The following is a 13,773-nucleotide window of genomic DNA, read 5'->3' as shown; positions in this document are numbered from 1 at the left end:
CGCGTCGTCACCCTACTCCGCGAACGTAACCCACTCTTCCAGCGGCGCGCGGTCGGTGCGGAAGGCATTTTCGGGCTTGGACGTATCCTCATGGCCGAGCGCCATGCCGCAGACGACGATCTCCTCGTCGGGGATGTCGAGCACCGGCCTGATCTGCCGGTGATAGGGCGCGAAGGCGGCCTGCGGGCAGGTGTGTAGGCCCCTGCCCCGCGCCGCGACCATGATGTTCTGCAGGAACATGCCGTAATCGATCCACGACCCTTTGTTCAGCCGCCGGTCGACGGTGAAGATCATGCCGACCGGCGCATCGAAGAAGACGAAATTGCGGTCGTGCTGGGCGCGCATCCTGTCGACCTCGCGCCGGCCGATGCCGAGCACGCCGTAGAGGCCGAAGCCGTTGGCCCGCCGTCGCGTCAGATAGGGTTCGAAGAACTGGTCAGGATAGTAGCGGTACTCGTCCCACTCCGCCTTTTCGGCGCGGATGCCCGAACTGAGAATGGCGTCGGTGATGCGCTGCTTGACCTCGCCCTTGGTCACATAGACCTTCCAGGGTTGCATGTTGGTGCCTGAAGGCGCGCGCGCGGCAACGGCGAGAATATCGCGGATGGTGTCGTCATCGACCATGTCAGGCAAGAAGGCGCGTACGGACCGGCGCGAGGTGATCGCGTCATCGACGATCGCCGCCGCAATCCGGGAGTTGTTTTCCAGCATGGGCCGTCCCTTTGCGCATAATCCTGGAACCCGGCTTTTCCGGAAAGGATCATGCGCCGACTAGAAGTGATGGAGCATCCTTGCGAGTTTCTATGAACGCTCGACGCCCTATCCGCCTCGACCGGACGCCCCACTCGCCGCTCGTGTGCCGAGCCTTTGCCTGAACCGTCAAAATGGCGCAAGTAAATCTTGTGGGTTCATGAAAATCATCTTGATTTTTTCACAGACCTGCGGTCACATGAAATTTGCTGGGAATTTTTCATCGAGACAGGGATGGCTTTGCCCTCAACCGCCGCAACACCGGAACAAGATAACGGCGAACGGCTGCTGGCCGGCGACATTCGCGCGTTGCGCAAGGCGCGCGGCCTGACGCTTGCCGAAATCGGGCTGAAGCTCGGCCGTTCCGTCGGCTGGGTCAGTCAGGTCGAGCGCGGCCTGTCGATCCCGTCGCTCGGCGATCTCAGGGCCTTCGCCGAATTGTTCGGCGTGCCGGTCAGCCTGTTCTTCAGCCATGACGTGCCTGTCGAGACCGAACGCGGCGTGGTCGTGCGCGCCGGCAACCGGCGCACCCTTGGCACAAGCGATTCCGGCCTGGTGGAGGAGCTTCTGTCGCCGGATCTCGGCGGTAGCTTCGAGATGCTGCGTTCGGTCTTCGCCCCCGGTGCCGAGCTGAAGACCGAGGCCCGCCGGCCGACCGAGGAAGCCGGCTACGTCGCGTCCGGCAGCTTCGACATCGAAATTGCCGGCGTCTGGCACCGGCTTGGAGCAGGCGACTCCTTCCGCTTTGACGGCAAGCCGTTCCGCTGGCGCAATCCTGGAGCGGAACCGGCTGTGGTGATCTGGGTGGTTTCGCCGCCCGTCTATTGATCTGGAGAAGAACATGGCCAGTTTGCCGACCACGGCACGCGTGGTGATCATCGGAGGCGGTGCCGTCGGCGCCTCCTCGCTCTATCATCTCGCCAAGGCGGGCTGGACCGACTGCGTGCTTCTGGAGAAGAACGAGCTGACTTCCGGCTCGACCTGGCATGCCGCCGGCAACGTGCCGACGTTCTCCTCGTCATGGTCGCTGATGAACATGCAGCGCTATTCGACCGAGCTCTATCGCCGGTTGGCCGACGAGGTCGGCTATCCCATGAACTATCATGTCACCGGCTCGCTCAGGCTCGCCCATACGATCGAGCGTATGCAGGAATTCCAGCGCGCCAAGGGCATGGGCCGCTATCAGGGCATGGACATCAATGTCGTCGGCCCCGACGAGATCAAGCGCCGCTACCCCTTCATCGAAACGCATGAGCTGAAGGGCGCGCTCTACGATCCGAGCGACGGCGACATCGACCCGGCGCAATTGACCCAGGCGCTGGCCAAGGGCGCGCGCGACATGGGTGCGAAGATCATCCGCTTCTGCCCGGTCACCGGCGTGCGCCGCGAGAACGACGAGTGGGTGGTCGAGACGCCGCAAGGCGAGATTCGCTGCGAGATTGTCGTCAACGCCGCCGGCTACCGCGCCGCCGAAGTCGGCAGGATGTTCGGCCGCGAGGTGCCGATGATGGTGATGAGCCATCAATACATCCTGTTTGAGGAAATCCCCGAACTGGCGGCGTGGTCGAAGGAACAAGGCAAGAAGCTGCCGCTGCTGCGCGACGTCGATACGTCCTATTATCTGCGCCAGGAAAAGAACGGCATGAACCTCGGCCCCTATGAGCGCAATTGCCGCGCCCATTGGGTCGGCCACAACGACCCGATGCCGGACGACTTTTCGTTCCAGCTGTTTCCCGACGACCTCGACCGGCTGGAACATTACCTGGCCGATGCCGTCGCCCGCGTGCCGATCCTCGGCACCGCCGGGCTGTCCAAGGTCATCAACGGGCCGATCCCCTATGCGCCGGACGGCAACCCGCTGATCGGCCCGATGCCTGGCGTGCCCAACGCCTTCGAGGCCTGCGTCTTCACCTTCGGCATCGCCCAGGGCGGCGGCGCCGGCAAAGTGCTGGCCGAGTGGGTGACCGAGGGCCAGACCGAATGGGACATGTGGTCCTGCGATCCACGCCGTTTCACCGCCTTTGCGTCGGCGCCGGATTACTGCGTCGCCAAGGGCATGGAGATCTACGGCAACGAGTATGCCATCCAATTCCCGCGCCACGCCTGGCCGGCTGGGCGCGACCGCAAGCTGTCGCCGCTCCACGGCCGCATCAAGGCGCTCGGCGCCCAGTTCGACGCCTATAATGGCTGGGAACGCGCCACCTGGTATGCGAAGCCAGGCGACGACATCTCCGAACAATCCACGCTGACCTTCCGCCGTGACGGCCCCTGGCAGCATCGTGTGCGCGAGGAATGCCTCGCCGTCCGCGATGCCGCCGGCATTCTGGACCTGCCGGGATTTTCCCGGTTCAATCTAGACGGTCCGGGTGCCGCCGAATGGCTGAGCCTCCAGGTGACAGGCCTGGTGCCGAAACCCGGCCGCATCGGCCTCGTCTACTTTGCCGACGACAAGGGCCGCGTCGTCACCGAGATGTCGGTGGTGCGTCACGACGAAGATCACATGACGCTGATCACCGCCGCGGTGGCGCAGTGGCACGATTTCGAATGGCTGAAATCGCGCACGCCGAAGGACGCGACGTTCAAGTTGACTGACCGGACAGAAGAGTATTCGACCCAGATCCTCGCCGGACCCAACTCGCGAAACATCCTCGCCGAACTCTGCGCGGCCGACCTCCCCCTGCCCTGGCTGACGCATCAGGAAACATCGATCGCCGGGCGCTGGGCCAAGCTGGTGCGCGTATCCTTCGCTGGCGAGCTCGGCTGGGAAATCCACAGCAAGGTCGACGATACCGCAGTCATCTTCGACGCTGTCTGGGCGGCCGGCCAGAGGCACGGCCTGAAACCATTCGGCATGTACGCGCTGGATTCGCTGCGGCTCGAAAAAGGCTACCGTACGTGGAAGGGCGATCTGTCGACCGACTACTCGATCCTGCAGGGCGGGCTGGAGCGCTTCGTCAGATGGGACAAGCCCGACTTCCGCGGTAAGGCGGCGTTGCAGAGCGAAAAGCAGCAAGGCGTCAAGAAACGCTTCGTCACGCTGGTCGTCGAAAATCCCGGCGACTGCGACACACCTTACATGTCGACGCTTTGGCATGACGGCCGGATCGTCGGCGAGACGACATCCGGCGGCTGGGGTCATCGCATCGACAAGTCGATCGCGCTCGGCATGCTGCGCGCCGACCTCACCGAGCCGGGAACCGCGGTCGAGGTCGATATCTTCGGCGAACGTTTTCGGGCGATCGTGCAGAAGGATGAGCCGTTATGGGATCCGAAGAACGAGAGGCTCAAAGCATGAAGAAAGTCATCCTCACCGATGGCGGCATGGGCCAGGAGCTGGTCCGCCGCAGCAGCTCCGAGCCGACGCCGCTCTGGTCGGCCAGGGTGCTGATCGACGAACCGGATCTGGTGCGCGACCTGCATGCGGAATTCATCCGCGCCGGAGCCCGCGTCATCACCATCAACACTTATTCCGCAACGCCGGAGCGGCTGGCGCGCGAGGGCGCGGAAGAGCTGTTCAAGCCTTTGCAGAAGCGCAGCATCGAACTGGCAAGGCAAGCACGCGACCAGACCGGCGACGCGGCGATCGCCGGCTGCCTGTCGCCGCTGTTCGGCAGCTATGCGCCGGCGCTGACGATATCCTTCCAGGATACGCTCGACATCTATCGCCGTATAGTTGCCGAGCAGGCGGACGGCGTCGATCTGTTTCTGTGCGAAACCATGGCGTCGGCCGAAGAGGCGCGCGCCGCCGTCACCGCGGCATCGGAAAGCGGCAAGCCTGTCTGGGTGTCGTGGACGCTCGCGGATCACGGCATGCCGCGCCTGCGCAGCGGCGAAGCCATTGCGGCGGCGTCGGGCGCTCTTGACGGCCTACCCGTCGCGGCCCGGCTGATCAATTGCTGTCGGCCCGAAGCGATCGCTGCAGCGCTGCCCGGACTGATCGCTCTCGGCGGTGCGGTCGGCGCCTATGCCAATGGCTTCACCTCGGTCGAGGCGCTCAAGCATGGCGGCACCGTCGAAGTGCTGCACGCCCGCCACGACCTCGATCCGGACGCCTATGCCGGCCAGGCGATCGGCTGGGTCGAGGCCGGCGCCGGCATCGTCGGCGGCTGCTGCGAAGTCGGACCGGCCCACATCGCCGCCTTGCGCGACCGGCTCGAACAGGCCGGCTACGAAATTTCGGGAGTAGCATAATGCCCAGGCCATCATCGCGCATTTCCGGCATCGTGCCTTCGGGCAAGGATGGCTGGGAGGTTCATTCCGCTGCCTGGGCGCGCAAGCAGGCCGGCGAGGACATCATCATGCTGTCGGTCGGCGACCATGATTTCGACACGCCGAGCGAGACGATCGAAGCCTGCGTGACGGCGGTCCGCGCCAGCAATCACCACTACACCCCACTTGCCGGCGTTCCGCGGCTGCGCAAGGCGATGGCGGCGGCCTCGACGCTCTGCACCGGTGTTGCGACCAGCCCCGACCAGGTCATCGCCACGCCGGGCGGGCAGGCCGCGCTTTACGCAGCTATTCAAGCTGTTCTCGACCAGGGCGACCATGCCATCGTCGTCGCGCCCTATTACGCCACCTATCCCAATACCTTCAGCGCGGCGGGCGCCGCGTTCAGCGTCGTCGAGACACCCGCCGAGGATGGCTTTCAGCCGCGCGCCGCCGAGATCCGCGCCGCCCTACGGCCGAACACCCGCGCCATTCTGATCAACACGCCGAACAACCCGACCGGTGCCGTCTATTTGCGCGAGCGCCTGGAAGAGCTGGCGCAGATCTGCCGCGAGCATGACCTATGGCTGCTGTCAGACGAGGTCTACTGGACGCTGGGTGGCGGCGAGCACGTCTCACCACGCTCGCTGCCCGGCATGGCCGAACGTACGCTGGTCATCAATTCGATGTCCAAGAGCCACGGCATGACCGGCTGGCGCATGGGCTGGCTGACCGGGCCCGAACCAATGGTCTCGCTGCTGACCGACCTCAATCTGGTGATGACCTACGGCCTGCCGGCCTTCATCAGCCTCGCCTGCGCCGAGGCGCTCGAAAACGGCTACGGCGTCAAGGAGATCGCCGAGCGCTATGCCGCAAGGCGCGCCGTCGTTCTCGATGCCATGCGCGGCATGAACAACATCACCGTGCGCGGCTCCGAGGGCGGCATGTACGTGATGCTCGACATATCGGCGATCGAGCCGGACGATGAGAAATTCGCCTGGGCGTTCCTCGACCAGGAGAAGGTCGGCGTCATGCCCGGCTCGAGCTTCGGCGAAGCTGCAGCCGGCCACATCCGCTTCAGCCTCTGCCAGCCTGAGCCGGTGCTGATGGAGGCTGCCACGCGCCTGCGCCGCTTCGCCTCCAGCTACCGCCGCGAAGCCGCATGAACTCGCCGCCCGCCAAAACCATACCGACCAAGGCCATTCCTCCCAAAGCAAGGGCGGTCATCATCGGTGGCGGCGTCTCCGGCTGCTCGGTCGCCTATCATCTGGCCAAGCTCGGCTGGACCGACATCGTTCTGCTCGAGCGCAAGCAGCTGACATCGGGCACGACATGGCACGCTGCCGGCCTGATCGGCCAGCTGCGCGGCTCGCAGAACATGACCCGGCTGGCGAAGTATTCGGCCGATCTCTACGTCAAGCTCGAGGCCGAGACCGATGTCGGCACCGGCATGCGCCAGGTTGGCTCGATCACGGTCGCGCTTACCGAGGAGCGCAAGCACGAGATCTATCGGCAGGCGTCTCTCGCCCGCGCCTTCGATGTCGACGTGCGCGAGATTTCGCCAGGTGAAGTCAAGCAGATGTACCCGCATCTCAATGTATCCGATGTGGTCGGCGCCGTGCATCTGCCGCTCGACGGCCAATGCGACCCCGCCAACATCGCCATGGCGTTGGCCAAGGGCGCACGTCAGCGCGGTGCGACGATCGTCGAGAACGTCAAGGTGACCAAGGTGCATACCAAGGCAGGCCGCGTCACCGGCGTCTCCTGGGCGCAGGGCGACGAGCAAGGCACGATCGAAGCCGATATCGTCGTCAACTGCGCCGGCATGTGGGCACGCGAACTTGGCGCCCAGAACGGCGTCACCATCCCGCTGCACGCCTGCGAGCATTTCTATCTCGTCACCGAGCCGATCCCGGGGCTCTCCCGCCTGCCGGTGCTGCGCGTGCCGGACGAATGCGCCTACTACAAGGAAGATGCCGGCAAGATGATGCTCGGCGCTTTCGAGCCGGTGGCCAAGCCGTGGGGCATGAACGGCATAAGCGAGGAGTTCTGCTTCGACCAGTTGCCGCAGGACATGGACCATTTCGAGCCGATCCTCGAAATGGGCGTCAACCGCATGCCGATGCTGGCCACCGCCGGCATCCACACCTTCTTCAACGGCCCAGAGAGTTTTACCCCCGACGACCGTTATTATCTCGGCGAGGCGCCGGAGCTTTCCGGCTACTGGATGGCGACCGGCTACAATTCGATCGGCATCGTCTCCTCCGGCGGCGCCGGCATGGCGCTGGCGCAATGGATCAATGACGGCGAGGCGCCGTTCGATCTCTGGGAGGTCGACATCCGCCGCGCCCAGCCGTTCCAGAAGAACCGCCGCTATCTCAAGGAGCGCGTTTCCGAAACGCTCGGCCTGCTCTACGCCGATCATTTTCCTTACCGGCAGATGGCAACCTCGCGGAACGTGAGGCGTTCGCCGCTGCACGAGCACCTGAAGACGCGCGGCGCGGTGTTCGGCGAGGTCGCCGGCTGGGAGCGCGCCAACTGGTTCGCTAGGCCCGGCCAGGAGCGCGAATACCGCTATTCGTGGAAACGGCAGAACTGGTTCGACAACCAGCGCGAGGAGCATCTGGCGGTCCGGAACGGCGTCGGCCTGTTCGACATGACCTCGTTCGGCAAGATCCGCGTCGAAGGCCGCGACGCCTGCGCCTTCCTGCAAAGGCTCTGCGCCAACGACATGGACGTGGCGCCGGGCAAGATCGTCTACACCCAGATGCTCAACCAGCGCGGCGGTATCGAGAGCGATCTGACCGTCTCGCGATTGTCCGAAACAGCCTTCTTCCTCGTCGTGCCGGGCGCCACGCTGCAGCGCGATCTGGCCTGGCTGAAAAAACATCTTGCCGACGAGTTCGTCGTCATTACCGATGTGACCGCTGCCGAAGCGGTGCTTTGCCTGATGGGCCCGGATTCGAGGAAGCTGATCCAAAAGGTCAGCCCGAATGATTTCTCCAATGACAACAATCCGTTCGGGACGTTTCAGGAGATCGAGATCGGCATGGGCCTGGCCCGCGCCCACCGCGTCACCTATGTCGGCGAGCTCGGCTGGGAGCTTTATGTCTCGACCGATCAGGCCGCCCACGTCTTCGAGGCGATAGAAGAGGCCGGCGCCGATGTCGGTCTGAAGCTATGCGGCCTGCACACGCTGGACTCCTGCCGCATCGAAAAGGCGTTCCGGCATTTCGGCCACGACATCACCGACGAAGACAATGTGCTGGAGGCCGGCCTTGGCTTCGCCGTGAAGACGGCCAAGAGCTATTTCCTCGGCCGCGATGCGGTGCTGAAGAAGAAAGAAACCGGCCTGTCACGCCGGCTGGTGCAGTTCCGCCTGAACGACCCCGAGCCGCTGCTCTTCCACAACGAGGCGATCCTGCGCGACGGCAAGATCGTCGGTCCGATCACCTCGGGCAATTACGGCCATCATCTCGGCGGCGCAATCGGGCTTGGCTACGTGCCTTGCAAGGGTGAGAGCGAGGCGGATGTGCTGTCGTCGTCCTACGAGATCGAGATCGCCGGCGAGCGCTTTGCCGCCGAGGCCTCGCTCAAGCCGATGTACGATCCGAAGGCCGAGCGAGTGCGGATGTAGCTCAGAACGCATCCATCTCGGCCGCGACCTTCGCCACGAATCTCGTCCGCCTCTCGTCGGTCGATAGGTTCATCGAGTACTGCGCGAGGTAGGAAACCGACCCGCCAGGCTTGATGGTCGCACGCAGCACCCGCTTGACCAGCTTGCGCGGCGGGTCGCCCATCAGCATGGCTCGGAACCGACTGCCGCCATAGGTGGCGACCGCGGCGACCTTGCGAATGTTGTGCAGCGACGGCTGCACCTTGCCGTCAACCAATTTGAACGACACGCCGGGCAGGAAGACGCGATCGAAAAAGCCTTTCAGAATGGCCGGATAGCCGAAGTTCCACACCGGAAACGATAGCACCAGCGCCTCGGCCCGCAGCAAGCGCTCGACGTAAGCCGCTGCAGGATCGCCGTCACTGCGCGCGTCGTGATAGGAGAGCCGTTCGGCCCGCGTCAGCCTGGGATCGAACCCCTCGGCATAGAGATCGCAATCGTCGACGGCATGGCCGGCGGCCTTCAGCCGCTCGACGATGGTCCGGTGCAGACCGGCATTGAAGCTGGTCTCGACCGGATGAGCGTAGAGGACGAGGATGTTCACCCAAGTCCTCGCAGGTCGGCGCGAGGCACCCCCCTCTGCCCTACCGGGCATCTCCCCCTCAAGGGGGGAGATTGGCGGTTCCATCGTCTCGACCATCTTCCAACGTCGTCAACTGGCGAAAGCGATACCGACAGCCGATCTCCCCCCTTGAGGGGGAGATGGCCGGCAGGCCAGAGGGGGGTGTTCAAGCGCAAACCTTTCCTCAACCCGTCTTCTCCAGCCCCTTGAACAGGAACGACTTGCCTGAGCGATAATCATAGTCCGGGTTTTCCCAGGCGATCATCTTGCCCGGATTGAGCAGCCCTTGCGGGTCGGTCTCACGCTTGAAAGCCAGTTGCACTTCATCCGTCCGCTTCATGCCGCCTTCTTCCAGCGTGTAGCGGTGCGGGTTGAAGATCCAGCAGCCATTGTCTTCGTGGATGCGGATGATCTCGTCCAGCCGCTCCGCCGTGGTGAAGCGCACCAGCGGCAATCCGGCGATGCCGATGGCGCCATCGAAGCGGATAAATTCGAGATGCGCCGGCACCTCGTCGCCGAAGCGTTCGACCATCGCCTTGACGTGACCGAGGTGGTCCGGCGACGGGTAGCGGGTCTGCAGATAGGTGATCGTCGGGTCGACCCGGATGGCGCGCAGCGTGGTGTGGTTCCAGGTCAGCTCATAGGCCGGCGGCAGCCCCTTGAGATCGGCCTCCTTATCGGCGCGAAAGACGATCTCGCCCTTACTGCGCGCAGTGAAGGCGAGGAAGGCATCCATCGCATGCGGCGCGATCATCAGGACGACGATGCTTTGGCCGCGCCGGAAAAACCGCTGGTGGCGCTTGAAGTAATCGTAGGGGATGGGTGCTGCTATCGGCGTGATCAGCTTCGCCAGGATGCCGTCCTGGATGGCGAGATCGTTGCCGAAGCCGGCCGCATCCATGAAATCGTCGAAGCCGACGATGACGTCGATCCAGTCATAACTGGCGGTTAGCGGCATCTCGACTTCGGTGATGATGCCGTTGGTGCCGTAGGCGTGCATCACTTTCAGCACGTCCTCGCCGGTGAGCTCCATGACGCGGGGCTGTGCCTCCATCGTCACGGTCCTCAGCCGGATGACGTTGCCGAGGTCGCGCAAGCCGCCCCAGCGGATCGAGCCAATACCGCCGGAGCCGCCGGCGACGAAGCCGCCGATCGATGCCGTGTTGTAGGTCGACGGCGACATGCGGAGCTCCTGGCCGGAATGCGCCCGCGTCGCCTTGTCGATGTCGGCGAGCACGGCGCCGGGACCGGTGACGACACGACCGGGCGCGATCGCCTTGATCGCGTTCATCTCGGCGAGATTGAGCACGACGCCGCCGGACAGGGGCATCGCCTGCCCGTAATTGCCGGTGCCGCTGCCGCGCGGCGTCACCGGCACGCCATGCCGGTGGCAGGCGGCGAGCACGCGGACGACCTCGTCTTCCGTTTTCGGCGTCACGATCAGGTCGCCGGTGACATGCTCGAGCTGCTGCTTCAGCACCGGGCTGTACCAGTAGAAGTCGCGGCTCTTCTGCTGGACGATCGCCGGATGGTCGTCGACCTTGAGGCCGTCCAGGTCGCGCTTGAGCGCCGCAATATCCATCATTCCACCATCAGATCATCGAGTTCGGCATAATCGGGCAGCTGGCGTTCGATCGCCTGGCCGTCGCGCACCACGATGCGATCCGATTCGGGCCGCGACAGCAATTCCGTCCAGCTTCGCCCCTTGAAGACGACGAAATCGGCCGGCCCTCCGGCGGCAAGCGTGCCGAAACCATCGAGCCGCATCACCTTGGCCGGCGTCGCTGTCACCGCTTGCGGCCAGTCAGCGACGGGATGGTCGAGATGCAGGATGCGCGTCGCCGTGCGATAGACCTCCAGCATGTCGAGATCGCCATAGGCGTAGAACGGGTCGCGCGTATTATCGGAGGCGACGGCGACGGCAATGCCGCGCGCCTTCATCTCGTGCAGCAGCGTCACCCCGCGCCAGCGCGGCGTGGTGTTATCGCCGCGCCGGTCCTGCAAATAGAGATTGCACATCGGCAGCGACACCACCGCCAGGCCGGCCTTGGCGACCTTGTCCAGCGTGTCGAGCACCTCGAGATCGGGCTGGCGCGCCAGCGAGCAGCAATGGCCGACCAGGATGTTCCCGTCAAAACCGTTCCAGAGGGCGGCTTCGGCAATCTTCTTGAGCGAGATCGCCGAGACATCGTCGGTCTCGTCGGCATGGAAATCGAGGTCGAGGCCATGCTTGATCGCCTGCGCAAACACCTGGTCAAGCAGTTCCTCGAGGTCCGGCACCATATAGGTGACGACGCCGAGCACGCCCTTGGCGGCAGCCACCCGCTTGGCCAGCCTCTCGAACCATTTCCTGTCGCGCACGCCTTCGATGCCGAGCAGGCAGGCCGCCTGCAGCTCGATGCGGCCGCGCCATTTCTCCCGCATCGTCTCGAACACCGGCCAGGAGATCTCTTCCTGCGGCGCAACGCTGTCGAGATGCGTACGCAGCGCCTTGGTGCCATGCGCATAGGCAGAGCGCAGCGAAAAATCCATGCGGCGGGCAACGTCGTCGGCGCTCCAGTGCGCCGCGCGGTCGGCGCCCGTTGCGTTCAGCGCGCCCATGAAGGTGCCGTCCGGGTTCGGCTTTCGAGGCCAGATATGGCCCTTGTCGATATGGGTGTGGCAGTCGACGAAGCAGGGCAAGACGATCCGGCCGCCAAGGTCGATGGCGCCTGCCTGTGCGTTGGATCGATGCGCCGTAATCCCGGAGATCTTGCCATCGGCGATGGCGATATCCGCGAGCCCAAACCCGTCGGTATCGAAGGCTCCAGAAAAGCCCGGCGTCAGTGAGGCATGAAGCCGAACCTTGGCGAGATGGTAGGAACCAGAAGCTGGTATCAAGGCGGCGCTGTCCACCATCACCGCTCCTGCCTCAGCGCGCTCTCGTGCCAGCGCCGCAAAATGAGATGCGAAATCAGCGACAGCACCAGGAAGATCAGGATGCCCGTGAGCGAGATCAGGATCAGCGCCGCGAACAGCCTTGGCGCGTTGAGCCGGTAGCCGGCCTCGATGATGCGCGAGGCGAGGCCGGACGACTGGCCGGTGGCGCCGGCGACGAACTCGGCCACCACCGCGCCGATCAGCGACAGGCCGCCGGCGATCTTCAGCCCGCCGAGGAAATAAGGCATCGCCGCCGGCAGCCGCAGATAGCGCAATTGCTGCCAGCGGGTGGCACCGTTGAGCTTGAACAAATCGCGCAGATTGCGGTCGACGGAATTGAGGCCGAGCGTGGTGTTGGAGAGGATCGGGAAGAAGGCGACGATCCAGGCGCAAAGCAGCAGCTTTGTCGTCTGGTTGTCGACATAGATGTTGATCAGCGGAAAAATCGCGACGATCGGCGTCACCTGCAGCACGATGGCGAACGGAAAGAACGACATCTCCACCCATTTCGACTGCGCGAACAGCACTGCCAGCCCGACGCCGCCGATGACGGCGAGAAGCAGGCTCAAGAAGGTGATCCTGAGCGTCACCAGCAGCGAGGAGAACAGCAGCCCGGCATCGTCGTGCAGCGTCTGCAGCACCACGCCGGGACGCGGCAGGATATATTTCGGGATGTCGTTCCAGACGCAGACGCGGTCCCACAGCCAGATCGCCAGGATCATGATCGCCAGCGGCAGCAGCCACCTGCCGATGCGCTCGAAGCGCTCCTGGCGAACGCGACGCGCCTCCTCCGGGTCGAGCGCCAGGACTTGTTCTTCAATGGCCGTCATGATGCGGTCCGGCAGTTGAGTTGATGGCGCCGATCAGCACGTCGGATGCCTGGCGGCAGAGCGCGGCATAATCGGGCGAGGTGCGAAACGCCTCGTCGCGCGGATAGGATGCATCGACGGCAAGCTCGGCAAACACCCGGCCCGGCCGCGCCGCCATGACGACGACGCGGTTGGAGAGGAAAACGCTTTCGAAGACGCTGTGAGTGACGAAAACGACGGTAAAACGCTCATCCTGCCATAGCTCCAGAAGATCGTTGTTGAGCTTGAAGCGGGTGATCTCGTCGAGTGCGGCGAATGGCTCGTCCATCAACAGAATGCGCGGCTTGGTCACCATGGCGCGGGCAATCGAGACGCGCATCTTCATGCCGCCTGATAATTCGCGCGGCACGGCATTCTCGAAGCCGGTCAGGTGAACCCGCGCCAGCATCTCCATCACCGCCGGCGCCGCCTTGGCCCGCGACACACCCTTCAGCCGCAGCGGCAGCCAGACATTGTCGAAGACATCGGCCCAGGGCAGCAGCGTCGGCTCCTGGAAGACGAAGCCGATATTCGAGCGGTCGCCGATATTTGAACGATCGAGGGCGCCGCTGCCGCGCCAGTCGAGCACACCCGAGGTCGGCGTCGACAGGCCGGCAATCAGCCGCAGCGCCGTCGACTTGCCGCAGCCCGACGGTCCGAGCAGGCTGAGGAAATCGCCTTCCCGGATCGTCAGCTCGACATTGCTGAGCGCGGTGACGCCGTTGGAAAACACCTTGCCGACGCCACGCAGCGCCAACAGCGTCGGCCCCGATACGCTTCCTGGCTGTTGCGCCACTTTCTCCAGCTTCACG

General features: G+C 64.4%; 11 protein-coding genes. 5 read left to right on the top strand and 6 right to left on the bottom strand.

Going from position 1 to position 13,773, the window contains the following annotated elements; all coding sequences use genetic code 11:
* Positions 1–12: 12 nt before the first annotated feature.
* The gene (locus NKH05_RS16085; protein WP_352484513.1) at positions 13–711 is read right to left on the bottom strand and encodes a nitroreductase; all 699 of its coding nucleotides are present in this window, start codon (positions 709–711) and stop codon (positions 13–15) included.
* 273 nt (positions 712–984) lie between these two features.
* On the opposite strand from NKH05_RS16085, the gene NKH05_RS16080 reads away from it, so the two are divergent.
* Genes NKH05_RS16080 through NKH05_RS16060 form a run of 5 tightly spaced genes read left to right on the top strand, consistent with a single transcriptional unit; the run spans position 985 to position 8,593 of the window.
* Complete coding sequence (locus tag NKH05_RS16080; protein WP_352484512.1) at positions 985–1,578, top strand: helix-turn-helix domain-containing protein; 594 nt, start codon at positions 985–987, stop codon at positions 1,576–1,578.
* A 13-nt stretch (positions 1,579–1,591) separates the two neighbouring features.
* Complete coding sequence (locus NKH05_RS16075) at positions 1,592–4,045, top strand: GcvT family protein (RefSeq protein ID WP_353025742.1); 2,454 nt, start codon at positions 1,592–1,594, stop codon at positions 4,043–4,045.
* Positions 4,042–4,941, top strand: coding sequence for a homocysteine S-methyltransferase family protein (locus tag NKH05_RS16070; protein WP_352590136.1), 900 nt, complete (start codon positions 4,042–4,044; stop codon positions 4,939–4,941). The genes NKH05_RS16075 and NKH05_RS16070 overlap by 4 nt, the downstream gene beginning before the upstream one ends.
* On the top strand, positions 4,941–6,122 hold the full coding sequence (locus NKH05_RS16065; protein WP_023719911.1) for a pyridoxal phosphate-dependent aminotransferase: 1,182 nt from the start codon (positions 4,941–4,943) through the stop codon (positions 6,120–6,122). The genes NKH05_RS16070 and NKH05_RS16065 overlap by 1 nt, the downstream gene beginning before the upstream one ends.
* A complete protein-coding gene (locus tag NKH05_RS16060; protein ID WP_352495938.1) occupies positions 6,119–8,593 on the top strand; it encodes a GcvT family protein in 2,475 nt (824 codons plus the stop codon). Before NKH05_RS16065 ends, NKH05_RS16060 begins: the two co-directional genes overlap by 4 nt.
* A gap of 1 nt (position 8,594) precedes the next feature.
* Here the strand turns inward: NKH05_RS16060 and NKH05_RS16055 are convergent, their stop codons facing one another.
* The 5 genes from NKH05_RS16055 to NKH05_RS16035 form a co-directional block, all read right to left on the bottom strand.
* Complete coding sequence (locus NKH05_RS16055) at positions 8,595–9,176, bottom strand: NAD(P)H-dependent oxidoreductase (RefSeq protein ID WP_352495937.1); 582 nt, start codon at positions 9,174–9,176, stop codon at positions 8,595–8,597.
* A 202-nt stretch (positions 9,177–9,378) separates the two neighbouring features.
* Positions 9,379–10,776, bottom strand: a complete 1,398-nt coding sequence (locus NKH05_RS16050; RefSeq protein WP_352495955.1) for an FAD-binding oxidoreductase — start codon at positions 10,774–10,776, stop codon at positions 9,379–9,381.
* Positions 10,776–12,074 (bottom strand): cytosine deaminase, encoded by a 1,299-nt coding sequence (locus NKH05_RS16045; RefSeq protein ID WP_352791268.1) that lies wholly within the window; start codon positions 12,072–12,074, stop codon positions 10,776–10,778. The genes NKH05_RS16050 and NKH05_RS16045 overlap by 1 nt, the downstream gene beginning before the upstream one ends.
* A 17-nt stretch (positions 12,075–12,091) precedes the next feature.
* Complete coding sequence (locus NKH05_RS16040) at positions 12,092–12,943, bottom strand: ABC transporter permease (RefSeq protein ID WP_352495936.1); 852 nt, start codon at positions 12,941–12,943, stop codon at positions 12,092–12,094.
* The gene (locus NKH05_RS16035; protein ID WP_023719906.1) at positions 12,930–13,772 is read right to left on the bottom strand and encodes an ABC transporter ATP-binding protein; all 843 of its coding nucleotides are present in this window, start codon (positions 13,770–13,772) and stop codon (positions 12,930–12,932) included. Before NKH05_RS16035 ends, NKH05_RS16040 begins: the two co-directional genes overlap by 14 nt.
* Between the last annotated feature and the right edge of the window lies 1 nt (position 13,773).

It is taken from the genome of Mesorhizobium sp. M1399 (assembly GCF_040317735.1).
Taxonomy (GTDB): Bacteria; Pseudomonadota; Alphaproteobacteria; order Rhizobiales; family Rhizobiaceae; genus Mesorhizobium.
Note: the sequence above shows the minus strand (reverse complement) of the source record. Positions and strands in the feature narration are given on the sequence as shown.